Below are 21,837 nucleotides of genomic sequence, written 5' to 3' on the forward strand. Positions count from 1 at the left end.
TAAACATGTTATCGATTAAAAATTTAAACGTTAATGTAGAAGATAATATTATACTCAAAGAGTTAAGTCTAGAGGTGAAATCCGGTGAGATCCATGCCATTATGGGGCCGAATGGATCGGGAAAGAGTACCTTATCTGCGACGCTTGCTGGGAAAAAAGATTATTCAATCCTCTCCGGTGAGATTTTATTCAAAGGTCGAGATCTTATAAATCTGGAACCAGAAGAACGAGCTGGTGAAGGTATATTTATGGCATTCCAATACCCAGTAGAAATTCCAGGTGTTAGCAACCAATTTTTTTTGCAGACGGCTGTAAATGCCGTACGAAAATATCGCAAACAGCCATTATTAGACCGCTTAGATTTTTCTGACTTTATTAATGATAAGATAAAATTATTGAAAATGCCAGCAGATTTACTGACCAGATCAGTAAATGTTGATTTTTCCGGTGGTGAGAAAAAACGTAATGATATTCTGCAAATGGCAGCACTAGAACCAGATTTATGTATTTTAGATGAAACAGATTCTGGTTTAGATATTGATGCTTTAAAGATTGTTGCTAACAGCATAAATGCTTTACGTGATAGTAAACGTTCTTTTATTATCGTTACTCACTATCAGCGAATTCTAGACTATATCCAACCGGAACATGTTCATATACTTTATCAAGGTCATATTATAAAATATGGTGACTTTTCCTTGGTAAAACAACTTGAGGAAAAAGGCTATGGCTGGCTTATCTAGTAATAGTAATGTTCATGTATTAGCTCAATGGCGTCAATTATTTACTCGTCAAAGCTCGGTTCGCTCCGCTCATGCTTATGCTCACTGGCGAGATGTTGAACGTCTTGGCTGTCCTGACACCCGAGATAGGCATTGGAAATACACCTCACTTGATAGACTATTAGCACATCATTTTGTACCTTCCACTACCAGTTCAGTATCTACTGCTATATGTAATGCACTTAGTTTAACATTTAATGCCTATCGATTAGTCTTTATCCATGGTTTTTTTTCACCAACTCTAAGCGATAGAAATACCGGTTTTTGGAAAATAAAAATAGAGAAAGGGAATAATCGTCTGACACTTCCTGATCCTATTCAATCAGAAGTATTTTTGCATTTAACTGAAAGTTTGAGTTGTGAGACTACACGTATCTACCTGCCAGCAGGCAAGATAGCACAGCGCCCACTTTATATATTACATATCAGCCAGGGTGATGAGGATAAAAAAACATTAAATATGTTGCATTATCGCCATCATATTGAGATCGAATCCGGTGCAGATGGCCAAATAATAGAACATTTCACTAGCGTTAATAATCATGGTTATTTTAGTGGTGCTAGAACTACGATGTCAATCGGTGATAATGCGTATCTAAGCCATATAAAGTTAGCTTTTGAAAATCGTGCTAGTTATCATTTTAGTCATAATGATATCCATATGGGCCGCAATGTGGTAGTGCGTAGTAATACTTTTATTTTTGGATCGGAATTAACTCGACATCATACTAGCGCAAAATTGAATGGCGAAAGTTCCGATATAGCTATAAATAGCTTACTATTACCATCAAATAATAATATTAGTGATACTCATACATACATTGAACATAATAAGGGTCATTGTATAAGTCGTCAGTTACATAAAATTATTGCTCGAGATCATGGTAAAGGTATATTTAATGGGCTTATTAAAGTGGTAAAGCATGCACTGAAAACAAATGCTAAGATGACTAATAATAATTTATTGCTTGATTGTTTATCGGAAATAGATACTACACCGCAGTTAGAAGTTTATGCTGATGACGTAAAATGTAGTCATGGTATTACTCTAGGAAAAATCGATGAAGAGAAAATATTTTATCTACGTTCTCGCGGTATTACTAAAAAATATGCTCAAAAAATGATTATTTATGCTTTCGCGTCAGAAATTATAGAAATGATTAACCACGAAGGAGTAAGAAATACCTTACTGACACATATCACTGATGTTTTATAGGAAGTGACAATATGACTTATCCCATTGTGCAAATCCGATCCGATTTCCCAATTTTGGCGAAGCAGATAAATAATAATCCATTAACCTACCTAGATAGTGCAGCAAGTGCGCAAAAACCTAATGTCGTTATCGATTGTGAAAGCGATTATTATCGTCAAGAATATGCTTCGGTTCATCGTAGTATTTATACTTTAAGTAGCAAGGCTACAGTTCGTATGGAGAATGTTCGTCAACAAGTTATGCATTTTATCCATGCCACTTCAGTAGAAGAAATTGTATTCGTTAAAGGTGCTACTGAAGGTATTAACTTAGTAGCTAATAGCTGGGGAAGACAATATCTTAAACCCGGTGATAGTATTCTTATTACTGAAATGGAACATCACGCTAATATTGTTCCTTGGCAGATTTTAGCTAAAGAAAAACAACTATCACTACGCTATATTCCACTGTTACCTGATGGTACACTCGATATATCTCAACTACCAGCGTTAGTTGATGATAGTACTCGTCTTTTTGCCATTACTCATATTTCCAATGTGCTTGGTACTCTCAATCCACTTTCGGAACTTATTGCCAATATACGTGCAGCATGTAACGCAGCAGTGCTAATAGACGGTACGCAAGGTGTTATACATCAAAAAGTAGATGTACAATCACTGGATTGTGACTTTTATGTTTTTTCAGGTCATAAGCTTTATGGCCCAACAGGTATTGGTGTTCTTTATGTCAAGAAAGCATTGCTGGATACTATGCCACCTTGGGAAGGTGGTGGTTCTATGATTCGTACTGTTAGTTTAACTGAGGGAACAACCTTTAATGAAGCACCTTGGCGTTTTGAAGCAGGATCACCTCATAGTGCTGGTATAATAGGACTAGGCGCTGCTATTTCATATATTGAACAAGTAGGACTTGACAATATTCACGCTTATGAACATAAGCTCATGCGCTGTATGCTTGAAGAATTACAGCAAGTACCGAATCTAACCTTGTACGGGCCTGATAACCGCATTGGCATTATCGCATTTAATTTAGGAAAACACCATGCCTATGATATTGGGAGCTTTCTTGATCAATATGGCATATCTATTCGAACAGGACATCATTGTGCCATGCCGTTAATAGCTTCTTTTCATGTAACAAGCATGTGCCGTGCATCACTTGGGATGTATACCGATTACAATGATATTAATCGATTAGTAGCTGGTCTGATGCGAATACAACGTTTGCTACGTTGATATATTAAACACTATGTTAACGATTAAAAAAGAACATATAACAATGAAAAATCTACCTAATAGAGATAAATTATTGCAAAATTTTTCCTGTTGTAATAATTGGGAAGAAAAATATCTGTATATTATTGAACTAGGCAGACAGTTATCTCCACTCGCATCAGAGATGCGAACACCGTATAATCTAATAACCGCCTGTCAAAGCAGGGTATGGATTGCTATGTTGACACAATCTGATGGCAGCATTCAATTATATGGTGATAGCGACGCTGCTATTGTAAAAGGCCTTATTGCTATACTATTTATCCTTTATCATAACCTAAATCCATCGGAGATTATTGCCTATGACGTTCTACCTTTTTTTAACGAACTATCCCTTAGTCAATATTTAACATCGTCTCGATTGCAAGGATTAGGAGCTATGGTACGCAGTATTCGAGCTCAAGCTGCTTTACGACAGTAAGAACATTCATTATTCTATAATGGGATAGATACTACGCTTAAAAACTTCAATAGGTAATACAGTAATGGGATCTTCTCTTAATAAGATATTTATTTTTATTTTTATTTTTTAATAATTTAAGTATTGTGGACATAAAGTAACAGTTAATAAAAATTCACTGCTAGTTTTATATAAGCAAACCTAGTGTTCTCATATATTATAATAATAGATAATATACTTGAAAAGTAATGTTATCATTTGGAATAAAACTCATCTATATTATTTTCCGATGATATCAAAAATCAATATAAAGAAGAATTACAAACAAATATGAGAATTTTACATAAGATTTGACTTTACTATTTTCTAATATAGAAATAGTAGAAAACATATTTATACCTAAGCTAACATTTATAGCATATGTACTGAAACAGTATTAGTAGTACCGCTCGGTACTAGAGCACCAGATACCATGATAATAATATTACCTTTAGTTGCTAAACCAGTTTCTATTGCCATTATCTTACCGATGCGATAGAAATCATCGGTAGAGGCGATTTCTTTTACAAGTTGGCACGATACTCCCTTGCTTAATAACAGTTGTCTAGCAGTTACAGGATTAGTAGTCAGTGCTAAAATTTCCGCTTTTGGAAAATACTTACGTACTGACTTAGCAGATTTTCCGCCCTCTGTCGCAACTACAATTAGAGGCGATTCTAGTTTTTCTGCAGTTTCGACCGCGCTGCGACAAACAGCTTCTGTAATTCGCAACTTTGGACTGTCGCTTAAACTATCAATACGACTCGATAGCATTTGATCTGTTCGCTGCCCAATTGTTGCCATAATAGTTACAGCTTCTATTGGATATTTACCTTTTGCGCTCTCGCCAGAGAGCATCACAGCATCTGTACCATCTAGAATAGCATTAGCTACATCGCCAGCTTCCGCACGTGTCGGGCGTGGATTTTTAATCATAGAGTCAAGCATTTGGGTTGCAGTAATTACTACCTTACGTGCTCGATTACATTTTTCGATTATCATTTTTTGGGCAAAAATTACTTCTTCTACTGGAATCTCAACACCAAGATCGCCACGAGCAACCATAATTCCATCGGAAACTTCGAGAATTTCATCAAAATTATTTAAACCTTCTTGGTTTTCAATTTTAGAAATAATCTGAATATAGCTACCGCCGTGTTGCTCTAGATGTTTTCTGATTTCTAATACATCAGAACGTTTACGAATAAAAGAAGCAGCAATAAAATCAACACCTTGTTCACATCCGAAAATTAAGTCACGTTTATCTTTTTCTGCCAGTGCGGGTAAAGAAATAGATACACCAGGTAGATTAATTCCCTTATTTTCACCTAAATCACCATTGTTAAGTACTTTGCATATCACTTGGTCGTGAGTAATACTAGTTACAGTCATACCAATAAGACCATCATCAACTAATACAGTATTACCTACATTCAGATTTTTAGTAAACCCAGGATAAGTAACTGCAACAAGCTTACTATTACCAATTACACTCTGATCAGTTGTAAAAGTGAAGGTTTGACCAGCATGTAACGAAACATCAGTACTATTTTCCAATTTCATGGTGCGAATTTCTGGACCCTTTGTATCAAGCAGAATCGCGGCTTGTTTACCAGTTTTTTTTAAGACTGAATGCAGATTTTTGATACGCTGACTGTGTTCTTCATAATTACCATGAGAAAAATTGAGACGCATGACATTCATACCTGCATTAAGCAAGCTGGACAATACTTCTTCGGATTCAGTTTTCGGTCCGATAGTACAAACAATTTTAGTTTTTTTCATAACGTTTAGTTTTATAAGTTGTGAGAATAATAAGATTCCCTATCGCCTAAGTAAGGTATAGATCAAAAAAACACTATCATGTTAAAAACGATGCTATTTATAGTTTTAAAATAAACAGATTCAAAATCTGATATATCTTTTAATGCTATGTAGTATAATTTTTATATTACATGATATTTATTTATAGATTTTGATAATGTATTAAAGTTAAATTTAAAAATAAATATTGATAAAGAACACAAGAAAGAAAAGTTCAAGTATTATTTGGTGCGTCCGAGTGGATTTGAACCACCGATCCCCACCATGTCAAGGTGATACTCTAACCAACTGAGCTACGGACGCAAAAATATATTTTTCAACAAAATTAAACTAATTAACCTTATCTTGTCAAGAAAAGATATAAACTAATTTAACTAATAATTTATATTAATATCTATTATCTAAATGAAATATTAGCAATACGTATATTAACTATCTTTATCATAATTTTTCAAGAAGGAAACATATTTATTACCTAGATATCTATTTAAGAGATAAATATTAATCCATTTTGTTGTTAAAGACATATTTGGATTTTATAACGGTATCTAATTTAGAAAATTTGCATAAATTTCTGTCGTTTAGATCAGAGAATGCTGTATTTTTATTAAAAATATCGTAAAAGATTACGCATATAATAAATTCAAACTGAAAATCGCTATTTCACTATTAATAAATAGATTTAATAAATCCGTTTTTGTTAGTATATCGTTAGAACAGTATGTTATTATTGATTACCTAATTAGTAATCAATATGTAATTAAAATCTGCTAGTTTTTATACTAAAATATCTAGAAAGCCAACGGTATTAAATACAATTTGAGTATTATACCAATATAGTATCTATACTTCAGTTACATATAATTTGTTTTGATTTAATGAGAGAAATATTTGTTTTATTAATTTTTAGTACTTAAAGTTAAAGGATAAAGTCTATCTAGAATAGATAGAAATTCTACAAATAAAACTAATAATTATATCATATTAAATCATACTATGTATATACTTAAAGTAAGAATTTTCAATAGAAATGATCGTTATATTTATTATCATCGTGTTAGGATAAGTCTTTGTAAAAATTTTTCTATATAAAGATTATGTTAGTATTGAAGGTATTAGTTCAAAAACTAGAGAAGTAACGAGAAACTATTTTATATATATCTAATATCTGAGATATTGATATATATTACTTTTGTACTACTTTTGGTAAAAATAATTTAATAATAGAGTAAATACTGAAATCTAACAAAATATAAAAGTCGTTATCAATAATATTAAAATAGACATTAATAGTACGAAAAGATACTTAATACGTGATACGTAAATAATTTTTCCTTATTATTTAAATAATAATCGCCAAGATTGCCTATTACAGGCGTAGAATATACTAGTATAATCCTAAAAATAATATATAAAATATAGTAAATGTAATATTTTAGATAAAATGCTATCCAACATTGAATGCTCTAAGAGAAGATATTTATAATAGAATATAGTTCTATTTTATTATAATTTTATGTAAAACAAATTTCTATTTGAAAATATATATTTTAATACATAAATCAATATTTATATCAATTTTGCCTATGCTGGTTATAATTAACAAATATCCTATTTTAAAAAATTAAAAACTATACTAAATAATTGAGTAATTTTCAGATTTAATCTATTTAAATATATTTATTGATACAGTATGCTTAAATTAAATTAATGTTGTGATAAATCTATAGAAGATAGAAGAATTCTGCTCTTCATAGAATTTTATGCCGGTTTTTCTATTTATTATTAATATAATAGAGTAGAATTCAATATCTATCTTTTAACAGTTAAAAAATAAGAATTAATAAGATTAATATCTTTTACCTAAAAAACTAAACCAGTAATAAAGCTATAAAGAAAATCTATTAATTTAATAGTTTATCTTTGTATATAATATTTAATATATAAAGAGTGAAGTAATTAGTATGTTATCTATAAATAAGTATTATTACTTCATATTTGTTTATAATTATCATAGAAATATTTATAGATACTAATCGAATATTATTCGTAGAAAGAATGAATACTATTTTCGCGAATTTTTATAGGCATATCTTATTATTTTAGTACTTTATTGTTAAAGCGGATTTTATGAGTAAGCATAACTAGTAACGGTTTTTATCTAGACTCAGTACTACTGAAAAGATTTTTTATCTTAATCGAGTTCATTTTTATAAAAATAGCATAAAAGTTTCTTTTACGTTTTATTTATCACCGGTTTTAACTGCACTAGATCAAGATTTAAATTAATTAATATTTACTCTCTATGAGGAAAAGAGCAAATGGAATTAATAAAAAATTAAAAAATCATAAAAATGTGTGATTAATTCTCTTTAAATAAAGACCATAGTTAAAAAGAAAAAATATAAAATGTTTAAATATTGTATTTAATATTATTAATATATAAAGATCTTAAAAAAATTTATTACATCATTATATTATTTATAATAGGGAAAGTACGGTATAAGATAAATAAAAAAGTCTAACTACTAACTTCCTTAAGGAAAAATGATGAATTCAATTATTGAAACAATTCAAAAACAAATCGCTGAGAATCCAATTCTTCTGTATATGAAAGGCTCACCAAAATTACCTAGCTGCGGTTTTTCTGCTAAGGCAGTACAGATAATATCCGCTTGTAATGAACGTTTTGCTTATGTTGATGTACTAAGCAATCCAGATATCCGAACGCAACTACCGAAATTTTCTAATTGGCCGACATTTCCCCAATTATGGTTAAATGGTGAGCTTATTGGTGGATGTGAAATTATCATCGAAATGTATCAAAATGGTGAACTGCAGTTAATTATCAAGGAAGTTTATAATAAATACAATTTAAAAAATTAGTAACGCAAGATAATAATAACTTACGGCGGAAAATAGACTATATTATTTTTTGATATAAAATTAGTTATATACAATATAAGTTTTTGCTTGCTTCAAAATTCTTATTTTTATTATTTTCTATATCAAAATATCTCAAAACCGAAGTTTTATAGATCAAGTTTCGAGTTGAAACAAGTTCTTGTGATGATGGTTTCTTCTTTGATATGGCTCGTTGTAGGCATTGTTACTGGCCAACCACCAAGACGCTTCCAACGGTTAACTAATTCACAAAATAATATTGCTGTACGTTCAGTATCATACAATGCAGAATGTGCTTCGTTGCTTGCAAAAACAATACCAGCTGCTGTACATGCTTTTGCCAGCACAGTTTGTCCAAGAACTAGACCGCTCAGTGCCGCTGTATCAAAAGTAGCAAAAGGATGAAAAGGATTTTTTTTTAAAGCAACGCGTGAAGCTGCGGCCATCAAAAAACTATGATCAAAAGAAGCGTTATGGGCAACTATAATAGCTCGATTACAGTCTTGATCTTTTATTCCTTTACGTACCATTTTGAAAATTTCATGAAGGGCCTCATATTCTCCTACCGCACCCCGTAATGGGTTATAAGGATCTATACCATTAAAAGCTAACGCTTCCGGTTGTAGTAGTGAGCCAGGAAATGGATTAACATTAAAATGCAGGGTAGAATCAGTTTTTAACCAACCGTCTTTATCCATTTTTAAGGTCACAACAGCAATTTCTAGTAGAGCATCAGTCTCAGCATTAAATCCTGCAGTTTCAACATCAATAACAACAGGATAGAAACCGCGAAAGCGGAGACGGAGGGTAGCCAAATTGTTTTGTTCAGCCATATATATTCTTATATTTAGCGAATTCAGTTATCATTATGGTGAATCTCTATATGTCTTTTATGATAAATTATACTAATGATTGAAACAATTTTTTATAAACTTTGCAAGATTCATAATCTGTACTATGAAGACAAATTTTTAATTACTTAATTGATGCATTTATTCTCAATTAGCTAAGTTTTTAATTATCTGAATATTTAATAAAGATAATAATGATACTACTGTTTTTGACGAGCTGACTTATCCGGATATTCTCTTAATATTTAGAGAATATTTTTAAAAAATAGTATTTTTATTATTTTCTTCTAACGCAATATATATACACTTTATATATACACTTTCAAGTGTAAACTACCTACACTCCAGTGACAAATCAGATCAGTATTTTCTTTTTTGTATTTTTAGTATAACCTAAAATATTGTCGTATATTTATATTAAAATTTTTGATGATATTCAAAAGTGAAATTTTAAGTATTTTAATATAAAAATCAATATAATAATATTTTTAATAAAATTTCTTAACTGACTAAATAAGAGTAACTTACTAGCATAGTAAATACCATTTAAATAAAAAGAAAATATTATAGCAAAATAACTGAAATTTTCAGCTTACTAATTTCTATTACTGGAATAAGAATAAACATCTATTTAAATAGAAATAGACGTTTATTCTAGTATTAAAGATGTTTTCATTATATTTTTATTGTAAAACTAATATTTCTTTAAGTTCTTAGTTAAGTTTTTTATCATTATTGATTATAATATAATCAAAATTAGATTTTTATTTTTGAGGTTCTTTAATTAGATACTTTTCGGCTTGTTAGCATAAGTTTAACTTGAGTGCTTAACATTATGAAATAATTATCTATCATGTCTAAATTATTAAAGTGAATAAATTTCTAAATATATCTAAACAAAATAAGAATACAACCTAAAGGCTAATTAATAACCTTTGTTCTAATATGTTATAAATTATTTTTTTAACAAAACAGTAAGAGAAAAAAATGCAATTTATTCTTAATAAGAATTAATAAAATTTATCGTAAATAACACATATAAATTATATTATTAATTTTATTAATATAATAATATATCACTTATATAAGTCTCTGCTTAGTAATTGAATAATAATTAATATATTTATAATTTTTTAGTTCTTCCTATTAGGAATAATTAAATCTAGTAATAAAGTGTAAGAATCAGATTTAACGCGACTTGTTCGCGTATAGCGAACTTTAATTGATTATCGTTTATAACCTTTAAAAATTAAACAGATACATTAGATTACTTTATATAAAATTTTCTAATTACTACTAATATAGTCTTAAATGTAAATAGCAAAGCTATTAGTATTGAATAGCCTTTATTAGCATGAACACTGGGTTAACTCACAGAAAAGAGATTTTTACTCAGTATACTTGTATAAATAATCGTCGAGTAAAAATAAAACTAAACCAATCTGCTAAATCTATTATTAAAGAAATGAATAATATTATTAATTCCATCTTAAATAGAATTTTTCATAGCATTAGTCAAAAAATTTAATCACTGATTGATATAATTTATATACTGGAAAAAGATTTTGAATTCTATAATAAGATTTAATATATTAAATCAACGATAATAAAATGATTAAAAATTAATCTTATTTTATTAACTCAAATTACAAAAATTAGAGTTAAGCAAAATAAGAATAGCTATTATATAGCGATTATATTTAGTAATAGTTTCAATAATATTATTACTACTACTGGTAGCGAGTAAAGAACACCCTATTTTAAAAACTCGCTGATACTATTTTAGTTCTTTTTTCCATTAACTATATAAATAACAGATCTTAGTAATTTATTAAAATTAAGCTATAATCCTTTTAAAATCTAAAAACTTAGAAATCTAATTATTTTTATTTATATAAAGTACTAAGTTTATTGAAATAAATAATCTTGAAATATTCATATGAAATTACTTCTATTAATTTCTATTATAGTTATTTATTTAAATAAATAGCAAAGAATTTTTCACTATACTTAGAAAAATAGCGATAGAAACTAGATTTTTATTATAACTAAAATTTAAGACAATAACCCTTAATGCTTATCTTTATTCTTTTCTAAAATTTTTATATTAAACTATCGGAATTAAAAAGAATTACGTTTAAGTATTATTTTTTATTGCGAATATCTTTTTAGCTTTAGTATAATTAAAAATAGAACATACTAGCAATAAGTTAACTCTAGACTTTTCTTCTGAGTATGAAAATAAATCTCATAGATTAATTATGATGTGATTAGTAATGATGTAGTAATAATTTATATTTATCTGGTAGGTATTTAGCTTTATTCTGATATATAAGTAATTTATCTTTAATCATAAGTACTTATAACAAATCTATTTTTTATAGATTTATTTAATAAAAACACTATAATAAAAATTATTTCGGTTAATGAGATAGAATTCTTCTTATATTTTCATTTTCATGAATATAGTATATATATAATTAAATATAAAAAATGAGCATCTATATATAATAATCGAATTCATTTTCTTTATTTTTATCACATGGTTCATACAAAATACTATTATTAACTTTAACACTGAATAATACTATAGAGCTAGTGAATATATTTTTATAGTTATAAATTGAGTTTTTCTTAGGTCATAAATATTTCCTCATATCTGAGATGATGCTTTTATATAGAGCTATGTATATGAATAATTTGAAATTATTAATGTTACAGCAAATAATAATATCTTTTATTATCAAATTTGTAGTTATTTATAACTGAATAATTAATTAATATTATCAATAATTGATATTACTACTTTATTTAAAGAAAATATCTATTATAAATAACACAATAAGCTTTTATGTACTTTTAATAATATTAAACTAAATTATTGATATCATAGATAAAAACTGTTAAATCTATCAATGGTTTGTAATTTCTTAAATTTTTTAACTATCATAAGAAATAATAGTTATACTAATTTTATAAACTAAAAAATCAAATCTAGCATAAAATCTTCGTATTAACCTTTATTTATTATTAGGTGTTCGAATAGCACTATCTTTTATTATTTGAATAGTTATACAGTTGTCTGTAAATTAATAAACCGATTTTTATTAGAGTTTTTTATTTTCTTATAAGACAAAAATTACTAGTTGTATTTATACTAATAAAGTGTTAGAAAATAATTTTTCTATACCTACCTAAATAAAGAATTTTTTAAAGTATAGAGTTTATATTGCTTAGTTTTTTATTAGGAGTTAAATATACAAAATGCTACTAGAATGGCTAGATACAGTCTATATGAGAATTTTCTCTGCTAGATAGAAATAATAGTTTACTATGTTACATAGTTATTATTTCTACTAACTGTGCTCTAAACTAGTAGAAAAATAACGATATTTTTCTTTTATTTGAAAATGGAGTTTTTAATGGCAAATAGCAACCTCATACAACAGTTACAGGAACGAGGTTTAATTGCCCAGGTTACGGATGAAAAGGCACTAACTAAACGATTGTCAGCTGGGCCAGTTTCTTTATATTGTGGCTTTGATCCCACTGCTGATAGTTTACATTTGGGTCATTTGGTACCTTTGTTATGTTTAAGACGTTTTCAACTAGCTGCTCACCGTCCAGTAGCACTAATTGGAGGAGCGACAGGTCTTATTGGTGATCCTAGCTTCAAAAATAGCGAGCGTCATCTTAATACGGTAAAAAGTGTTCAGGAATGGCTGGAGAAAATTAAACGTCAAGTATCGCTATTTTTAGATTTTAACTGTGGTAAAAATAGTGCGATTATTGTTAATAACTATGACTGGTTTAATTCGATTAATGTGTTAACATTCCTTCGTGATATTGGAAAACACTTTTCTATCAATCAAATGGTAAATAAAGAAGCAGTAAAACTACGGCTTAATCGTAATAATAGCGGTATTTCATTCACTGAGTTTTCCTATAATTTATTACAGAGCTATGATTTCGCTTATTTAAATAATCAATATGGTATAGCATTACAGATAGGTGGCTCTGACCAGTGGGGAAATATTACCTCTGGTATCGATTTAACACGTAGGCTATATAAAAATACTGTATATGGTCTTACAGTACCATTAATTACAAAATCGGATGGAACTAAATTTTCAAAAACTGAAGATATTACTATATGGTTAGATCCTAGTAAAACTAGTCCCTACAAGTTCTATCAGTTTTGGATTAATACTTCTGACAGCGATGTGTATCGTTTTTTAAAAATTTTTACTTTCCTTGAAATCGCTAAAATAAACAAACTAGAACAAGAGGATCGTACGAATAATAAAAAAAAGAATCGCACTCAATATATTCTTGCAGAAGAAATAACTCGAATAGTGCACAGCGAGAAGGGCTTGGCAGCAGCTAAACGTATTACTGCTAGTCTTTTTTCAGGCACATTAACAGATTTAACTGAAGATGATTTTGTTCAGTTAGCGCAGGATGGAATACCGATGGTTAACCTTGAACGCAATGTAGATTTGCAACAGGCATTGATAGCTGCTGAGTTTGTTTCTTCACGAGGGCAAGCCCGTGCTTTGATACATTCTAATGCTGTATCAGTTAACGGTGAAAAACAAGCTGCAGTGGATTATACATTTAATGATACTGATAGATTTTATAAGCGTTATACTCTTCTTCGTCGAGGTAAAAAATACTATTGTCTGCTTAATTGGCAATAGTGGATTTATAAAAAGCAAAATTTAACCTTTTCAAAGTCAACAAATTAGTCAAAAGTATAAAAATTCTTGTGAGATATCTTTCTATTTAGTTTAAAATAGTTTATTTTTAAACAATATTTTAAGTATTTTTTATTCACCAAATTTATATCAATGTTCTTAATGTAGCTGATTAATACAATTTTAACTATACTCAAAATTATCCATAAATCATTTATGCAATACTTGTGGTATAATTTTCTAAATATTCGAAAAGGGTATAAAAAATCGACAATTTAAGATCATATTGCATAATTATAAGTACTTATATTGTCATATTAAGTAATGGAATGTATTTCTTAATCTTATAACAAATTAATAAATAAAAATCTCATTGCTATTTATTTTCTAATTCAATGATATTGAATCGAAATAGAAGCATATTATTATAAATAATATATCAAAATCTATTATAAAGCCAATTTTTATATCTGCTTACATTAGTAAGCTAAATTTGGAAGATAATAAAGTACTATGCATATAGTAACATATAGCCTTATATATACAAAATAGTATAAATTAATTATATTAGATGTCGGTGACAAATTATTGAAAATATGGTAAAATCGCCGTTATAGCGATAATTAAAATTAAAACGCTAATAATAAACTCTATTAAACATTAATAAATAGTTATTAATGAGACAGAACAGTAAAACATATTTGTTTCATTAACAAATATGTTTAAAGTGATAATAGTGAAAAGTTAGTAAATATAAAATCTTACTAGCAATAACGATCTAAATAGATTCAGTGCTTGAAACTTTTTAAATAAAAGCACTTCTACTAGAAGTAATAATTTTATTTTTTTTGAATAGCGAAAAAATTGAAAAAGTTACAACTATAGCCATAAAGTATAAATAAGATTCTAGCTTAGAAAATAATTATTAATATATAGCATCTTATTATTTTTTCATATAAAACTTTATAAGCAATAAAATATCGAAGAGATTTCTTAATAATTTAAGCATTTAAACATTATAGACCTATAAAATCATTATAATAACTAATATAGTCGTTACATATAAAAATTCATTAACATCATAAGCATATCGAAGACTTTAAAAAATATATTATTATAAGTTATAATGTGCAACTAGACGGGAGTTATTAATTTCGGAGAAATAAGCTAAAAAATTAATAGTTATGTCATAAATAGCAAAGTCTAATATAAAATAAATATTTTTTATAAAAAAGAAGTAGTAATCTTACTTATGTTAAGTAAGATAGATTTAAAATAACTTATTTCTTGATTAAGCTGCTAAAGTGTAATTAGTGATAAATATTAAGATATTAAAAATATTATTAGTTTTTAATTAATATAGAGAATTTATTTTTAATATTTTGGTATGAAAATTATATAAATCATAATATAATAGCATTATTATATTTTTTTAAAAATGTAAATTATTAAAATAAAATCGAATTTCTATCGTTTAGAATTTTTATTATTACGTTATTATATAATAAATTTAGAATAAGATATAAAAATATAATACAGTTTTAACATAATTAATTTTTATATTGAAATCTTTATAGTTATTAAAAAATAAAAACAGCTACTATTTTACTAAAATAGTAAAAGTTAAATATTACTTTCTTTAAAGAAAGAAGAAGATATCTAGATATAGTGTTCTATACTAGGAAATATTTTTTCTCAGTTGAGATATAAAACAGTTGTATATAATCAAAAAATAATTCCTCTATCTTTAGAAAAGATAGACCTATTTAAAGACAGGAATATCTAATTCTAGAAAAAATTTTTTTCCACGAAAATCTAATAAAATCTTAAAAAAGTTATTATGGATAATATTTTTGTTTACATTCACATAAATTTAAAATTAAACAGGAAGTACAGCGTGCATTGCGGGCAATGCAGGTGTAGCGACCGTGCCAGATGAACCAATGATGAAAATTTAATTTAAACTTCTTCGGTACAACTGTCAATAATTTTTTCTCTACTATTGCTACATTTTTACCCACTACGAATCTCGTACGATTTGCAACGCGAAAAACATGTGTATCAACCGCAATAGTTGGTTGACCGAAAGCAATGTTTAATATTACATTAGCAGTTTTTCGTCCAACGCCTGGTAGCGATTCTAGTTCTTTGCGATTTTTTGGAACTTCACCTTTGTGATGTTCTAACAATAATCGGCAAGTATTGATAATGTTCTCTGATTTGCTATTAAAAAGACCAATTGATTTAATACAGTTTTTAACACTATCAATACCAAGTGACAATATAGCTTCTGGTGTGTTGGCTAATGAAAATAATAGTTTCGTAGCTTTATTAACACTGATATTTGTTGTTTTTGCCGAGAGAATTACCGCAATTAATAATTCAAAATGTGAGCAGTATTTTAATTCAGTAATAGGATAAGGATTCTTATCTCTAAGACGACATAGAATGGCATAACGCTTGCTTTTATTCATCGATTTATTTCTATTATATATAATACTAATAGTTGAATTATTTTTTTAGATACCGAATTTTTCATATATTGATCAATAAGATATTCTCCCGTTAATATAATTTATAAATTTATAAAAATAGATCAGTAATATAAACATAAAATAGTATTATCAATATTGGAATATATTATTATGTAACATAATTTTAAACACAGTTTATAGAGTACTTATACTACCAGTTAATCGATTTTAATACCACTATTTTCCTTGATAGAATATTTTTATAATTATTTAATCGCAATAATTTATCATTGAATATCTAATTTAATTTAATTTAATTTAATTAATAATTGTAGTTCATTTTTCTTTTTAACTTAAAATCTCATAATAGAAAGTTATTACCAGCTCTATCAATAAATTTGATTTATATATTTTTGATAGTATTTATTGAATTAATTAAAACAGAATATAATAAAATATTATAGCATTATAAAATAAATAAAAAGATAACTAAATTAGTACTTAATAGCAAAATAACGAACTTCTTTTCTAAAATTCTAATAATTATTATATAATGTGATACACATACTTATATATATTATAGAATATGGTATTCACATAAGAATCTAGCTGTTTACAGCAATAAAACTCTAAGTTATAGGTTATTAGTATAATGTGCTACCAAATTAACTTTTCAGGAAAAGTATTGGATTATCTTAGTTAGGAAAAATTAAAAGTTATCATTTTATCAGAAAAATAATATGTTTTAGCGTACATGATATGCAAATTTTTAACGTTAATCCAACAGAGAGAATAGTAAACTACTACATTACAATTCAGTTATAAAGAAAGATATATTACAGAGATTATACATAGTACAAAGATCTTAAAATCTCCTCTTTAAAAATATCTATACATATGAAAAATTAATCTTTAATCGTTATTTTTAGACATAGCGATTATAATTTTTAATTATTTAAAAAGAGTATGATCATTTAAGTGATAAAAATTGATGATATAAATCTATCATTAATATAGAAGTACTAATAATAAAGAATAATTCTATTATTTTGTTCTGATAAAATTATCAGAGCATTAATAGGACTATGAAAACATTTAAATAAATTAAGAAAAATATGCTTCGGATTAAAGATTGATAGTGAAATATATAGATATAGAAATTGTTTTAGAGTTTTAATATATCAATATTAAAGTTAGATTAAGAAAATTCTCAAATATAATTAATATTACGATATAAAATATTAAATTATTTACTATTTCTTCATAGAATCTTTTAAATTAAATCTCAAAATAAATTCGCATTCTTATATGGTATTTTATAAATTAGTAGAGAAATTCTTAAATAAGAACTATCTTTATCATTAATAAAAAATAAAATGAAAATATAATAATTTATAGTAATTACTGTTGTAAATTAACCGATTCTATTTGTACACTATTTACGTAATCTGCTAACAATAGTTATTGTTAAATACTTTAATTATCTTTTTATTTAGCTTAGAAAGCTTATATTTTATATTACTATTATCGAATATTTTTATAATATAATCAAAATTAATATTGTTATATTATGATATGAGATAAAATAGTTTATAAAAACACTTTACTAATACTTTTTAAGTATTTTATTATATTTTTCGATAGTAGCAATTAATTTCTGCGTATATAGCAGTTGCTAGTAAGTTATAAAATTATTTTTGCTCTGTATTAGATATTTACTAATTGTTCGAATTATAATAATAAAAATAGATTCAATATAGTAATGGATTATATTTTCTAGAAGTTATTATCTACTAATATATAAAATTTACTACTAATACTTGATAATAATATATATAAACACAGTTATTCATTTCTGCTGTAGTAATTATTTTTTAATATAGAGAAATTCCTGTCCTATTTATAGAAAAAATAAAAGCCGATTAAGATCGATCTTAATAACTTTCTCAATTAGTCTAAAACGAAGAAAATATATCAGGATGCAATTGTTCTATTTGTTATATTGTATAGTTTAAACTAGCGTTACTATTAATAAAATTTATTAAAAATGTACTACTTTAGGATATAAATCCAATAGAAAATAGAAAGTCAGTATATTAAATATCTATTTAAATAATAATAGTTTCAGTATACTTATATCTCTATAAGCAAAAATCGTTAGGAATAATAAGTTTACACTAAGAAAACTTCTCTCTAAATAAGAATTTCTTATGTTGCTTTTTAAAAAATAAATTATAAATATGTATCTATTACCGATTTTCTGTATTGAAAATTAATAAAGCTATCAAATAAAAGTAAGAAAAGATAACATATAGAAAACTGTTATAAAAATAATTAAATGAGTATATACACATCTCTTACTAAGATATTTTTATAGTACGTATACAATACTGATAATTATATTATGGATATTATAAAAACATAAATACTTTTATTAAAGCTATTATCATGATAGATATTACTATAAGCAAAAATAATATTAACTGTACTGATTGTATTATAACATTTAAATAAATGGTAAAGTAGAAGATACTGAATATTAACTTATCTTATAGTTTATATATTTATATTATCACTAATTCGATCTTAACACAGTTTTCATTGGTAGTTTTTCGACCATAATCTCAATATATTTGATTATAACTATTAATATATCATCAATTTCGGATATTACATAATTTCTTTTCAAAGAAATACACTTTCCAATAAACTAAATATGTAAAAAATTTAATATACCTTATTCGAGATATAATCTATCTGAAAAGTAACAGTTTAATCGCTATTGGTATAAACTAGAATAATTGAGTAAGCTGATAATCTTTAAAGATAACAATATTATTAAAATAGATTATAAAAAGTTTCCTGACCTAAAAGCATAACTAAACTGGATGTGCTTTAGGATATTAAGATAAGGTATCATGCGTTTAATCTTAAGTATATTGGTAAAAATAAGAAAGAGATTATCAATACATTTCATAAACCTTGAAGGTTCGCTATCTATCGTTTAGTAAAAAGTAATAGAGAGGATATATTTTAACTTTTTATGAATATTTCAAATCATGTAATAGTAGTAACTTAGCTAAATCTATATTATAACTGGAGATTTTTTATTAAAACGATAAAATATTAATTTTAATTCTTTAATTAAATATAATATATCTAATCATAATTAGATTAATTTGCTATGTTATAGAACATTAAATAATTTAGTCGGATAAATTGAGGTATAATTTAATATATGAGTAGTATTTCAATAAAAGTTTTGCTTATAAAGTTTATAGAATTTAATTTATAGTATGTTTTGATCTATATTTTACTATCTAAAATAGCAAAGACTCTAATTTATATATTTTTATAAAAATCTAATATTTTCTAAATTAGATATCTAGTTTAGAAAATATTAGATATAAAATAAAGTGGTTTAATTAACTTAAATATTTATTTCATTATTTCGACTAATGATAGCAAAAATATATAAAGTAATAGTTTTAAAATGCTTTTACTGAAAGTAAAAGCATTGAAATTAAAATATAGAATACTTAAAAAAAGCTATTAGCAATTAATACAATTTTATATAATCTAAAATTATCACAGTTTAGTTATCATTTAGTTGACGGATAGAATTTAAACATTAATATTATTAAATATAAACTTGAAAATTATTCATATAATATATCTCTCTATTGCTATAGAGACTATCTGATGTAATATTATATTCTTCTATATTTTCAAATTAGAAAAATATCTACTTTATGAAAATATCTACTTTATAAGTAAATATTTTTTGGTAAACGTCCTAATATATTAAATGATATAACATACTATTAATAGTAGTATTCGTTTTGATGAATAAAAGGTAATATATATTTAAAAATTATTTGTAGTTTAAATTTTTTATCAGAAAAGACTTTTAATAAATCTAATTCAAATACAATAAATCTTACGTCGAAATTTTATGGTATAGATTTTACTAAAAATATAGAATTCATAAATCTTATAAAAAATTAAAGATAGATCCGCTATCAATTTTAATTGATAGTAAAGAATGCTATTTATTAATACATTTACATATACTTTTAATTGAAACATACGATACATTTAAAATTGAAATAAAAATTCAAACTTTTATCTCGTTAAAATAACTAACACTTTACTATCTTCTACTAAAATAGTAATATAGAATATATGTTATTAATATAATCAAATTAGAAAACGTTATTTCTATCTACATAGTTAGAAATAACCATATAGATATATTGTATTTTAAAAAAAAAGATAATAGCATATAAAAATCTTACCGTAAAAATCTCCTTTTTTTTTAAATAATATTTTTAGATAGCTAATATAAGTCAATAATCTAAATAGATTAATATTATCACTAAATCGTTGAATAACAAGCAGTAAAATAGTAAAAATAAGCTCGGATAGAGTCGTATTAACACTATTTTCTGCTATTAGTTATTAATAATGGTTAGAAATATACCCTAAAAACCGAAAAGTTAACATCCCCGGTTTTAAAAAAACTTACAACCCTAATAAACTAGTCCAGTAACCGATAATACCTATAACAAAAAAACCCATAATTATCCATAAAGCATTTACCTTGTGGCGTAAAAGCCACATACATCCGAAAGTTAACAGCAATGGTACTAAACCTGGCATTAGTTGATCTAGAATTGTCTGAACAGTAGTAATGGTAGTTTGTCCATTAATGTTAGTAACACGAGATAACACAAAGGGAATATTAACATGGGTCCATTTATTAAGCAAAGCTCCCATTACAAATAATCCGAGAATAGATGCTCCTTCAGTCAATTTCTGCAAAAAACCACTACTCATATCGTTAATGATATTAACACCTTTACGATAGCCATATACTAAGCCATAATATCGGGTCAATATACGTATCAAATTAAATAAAATAAAAAACAACAGAGGACCGAGTAAACTACCACTCATAGCAATACTAGCGCCAAGAGCAGCGAAAACCGGTCTTATAGTACCCCAAAAAATTGGATCACCGACTCCTGCCAATGGCCCCATTAAACCAACTTTGATACCATTGATAGCAGCATCATCAATAGGTGCACCATTAGCGCGTTTTTCTTCCATAGCAATGGTAACACCCAATACTGGCGCGGCTACATAAGGGTGAGTATTAAAAAACTCCAAATGACGTTTTATCGCTTGTTTACGTTCACTAGTTTTTTTCGAATATAAACGACGAATCACTGGTAGCATGGAGAAACAAAATCCAAGAGCTTGCATACGTTCAAAATTCCAGGAACCTTGGAAAAAGTTCGAGCGAATAAAAACACTAAGCATATCGCTAGAAGTTAGTTTCTTTTTTTCTATAACTTTATTATTAATCATATT

At 26.4% G+C, this 21,837-nt stretch carries 10 protein-coding genes and 1 tRNA gene; 6 read left to right on the forward strand and 5 right to left on the reverse strand.

Annotated features, from left to right (window positions below; translation table 11 throughout):
• Window positions 1–5: 5 nt before the first annotated feature.
• The 4 genes from sufC to sufE are packed head-to-tail and all read left to right on the forward strand — an operon-like array spanning window position 6 to window position 3,693.
• The gene (sufC, locus tag FVIR_RS00585) at window positions 6–743 is read left to right on the forward strand and encodes a Fe-S cluster assembly ATPase SufC (RefSeq protein WP_067497594.1); all 738 of its coding nucleotides are present in this window, start codon (window positions 6–8) and stop codon (window positions 741–743) included.
• Window positions 727–1,998 carry a Fe-S cluster assembly protein SufD gene (gene sufD / locus FVIR_RS00590; protein ID WP_067497597.1) on the forward strand — a complete coding sequence of 424 codons (1,272 nt, stop codon included), beginning with the start codon at window positions 727–729 and terminating at the stop codon, window positions 1,996–1,998. Before sufC ends, sufD begins: the two co-directional genes overlap by 17 nt.
• Window positions 1,999–2,009: 11 nt before the next feature.
• Complete coding sequence (sufS, locus tag FVIR_RS00595; RefSeq protein WP_067497600.1) at window positions 2,010–3,233, forward strand: cysteine desulfurase SufS; 1,224 nt, start codon at window positions 2,010–2,012, stop codon at window positions 3,231–3,233.
• Between the two features lie 43 nt (window positions 3,234–3,276).
• Complete coding sequence (gene sufE / locus FVIR_RS00600; protein ID WP_067497602.1) at window positions 3,277–3,693, forward strand: cysteine desulfuration protein SufE; 417 nt, start codon at window positions 3,277–3,279, stop codon at window positions 3,691–3,693.
• A 390-nt stretch (window positions 3,694–4,083) separates the two neighbouring features.
• On the opposite strand, the gene pykF is transcribed toward sufE, so the two are convergent.
• Together pykF and FVIR_RS00610 are read right to left on the reverse strand one after the other, a co-directional pair.
• A complete protein-coding gene (pykF, locus tag FVIR_RS00605; RefSeq protein ID WP_067497605.1) occupies window positions 4,084–5,496 on the reverse strand; it encodes a pyruvate kinase PykF in 1,413 nt (470 codons plus the stop codon).
• A gap of 265 nt (window positions 5,497–5,761) precedes the next feature.
• Window positions 5,762–5,838: transfer RNA gene (locus FVIR_RS00610), tRNA-Val, on the reverse strand.
• A gap of 2,247 nt (window positions 5,839–8,085) precedes the next feature.
• Between FVIR_RS00610 and grxD the strand changes: the two genes are divergently transcribed.
• A complete protein-coding gene (grxD, locus tag FVIR_RS00615; protein WP_067497608.1) occupies window positions 8,086–8,421 on the forward strand; it encodes a Grx4 family monothiol glutaredoxin in 336 nt (111 codons plus the stop codon).
• Window positions 8,422–8,567: 146 nt separating this feature from the next.
• On the opposite strand, the gene rnt is transcribed toward grxD, so the two are convergent.
• Window positions 8,568–9,272: a ribonuclease T gene (rnt, locus tag FVIR_RS00620; RefSeq protein ID WP_067497610.1), complete on the reverse strand. Its 705-nt coding sequence runs from the start codon at window positions 9,270–9,272 to the stop codon at window positions 8,568–8,570.
• Window positions 9,273–12,712: 3,440 nt separating this feature from the next.
• Between rnt and tyrS the strand changes: the two genes are divergently transcribed.
• Complete coding sequence (tyrS, locus tag FVIR_RS00625; protein ID WP_067497613.1) at window positions 12,713–13,990, forward strand: tyrosine--tRNA ligase; 1,278 nt, start codon at window positions 12,713–12,715, stop codon at window positions 13,988–13,990.
• Between the two features lie 1,835 nt (window positions 13,991–15,825).
• On the opposite strand, the gene nth is transcribed toward tyrS, so the two are convergent.
• Window positions 15,826–16,461: an endonuclease III gene (gene nth / locus FVIR_RS00630; RefSeq protein WP_067497616.1), complete on the reverse strand. Its 636-nt coding sequence runs from the start codon at window positions 16,459–16,461 to the stop codon at window positions 15,826–15,828.
• A gap of 4,524 nt (window positions 16,462–20,985) precedes the next feature.
• Window positions 20,986–21,834 (reverse strand): PTS mannose transporter subunit IID, encoded by an 849-nt coding sequence (locus FVIR_RS00635; RefSeq protein WP_067497619.1) that lies wholly within the window; start codon window positions 21,832–21,834, stop codon window positions 20,986–20,988.
• Window positions 21,835–21,837: the final 3 nt, after the last annotated feature.

The organism is Candidatus Gullanella endobia, from assembly GCF_900048035.1.
In the GTDB taxonomy this organism is placed as follows: Bacteria; Pseudomonadota; Gammaproteobacteria; order Enterobacterales; family Enterobacteriaceae; genus Gullanella; species Gullanella endobia.

Coding starts and splice junctions, on each gene's coding strand:
- sufC (WP_067497594.1), top strand. CDS start 6: ATGTTATCGATTAAAAATTTAAACGTTAATGTAGAAGATAATATTATA.
- sufD (WP_067497597.1), top strand. CDS start 727: ATGGCTGGCTTATCTAGTAATAGTAATGTTCATGTATTAGCTCAATGG.
- sufS (WP_067497600.1), top strand. CDS start 2,010: ATGACTTATCCCATTGTGCAAATCCGATCCGATTTCCCAATTTTGGCG.
- sufE (WP_067497602.1), top strand. CDS start 3,277: ATGAAAAATCTACCTAATAGAGATAAATTATTGCAAAATTTTTCCTGT.
- pykF (WP_067497605.1), bottom strand. CDS start 5,496: ATGAAAAAAACTAAAATTGTTTGTACTATCGGACCGAAAACTGAATCC.
- grxD (WP_067497608.1), top strand. CDS start 8,086: ATGAATTCAATTATTGAAACAATTCAAAAACAAATCGCTGAGAATCCA.
- rnt (WP_067497610.1), bottom strand. CDS start 9,272: ATGGCTGAACAAAACAATTTGGCTACCCTCCGTCTCCGCTTTCGCGGT.
- tyrS (WP_067497613.1), top strand. CDS start 12,713: ATGGCAAATAGCAACCTCATACAACAGTTACAGGAACGAGGTTTAATT.
- nth (WP_067497616.1), bottom strand. CDS start 16,461: ATGAATAAAAGCAAGCGTTATGCCATTCTATGTCGTCTTAGAGATAAG.
- FVIR_RS00635 (WP_067497619.1), bottom strand. CDS start 21,834: ATGATTAATAATAAAGTTATAGAAAAAAAGAAACTAACTTCTAGCGAT.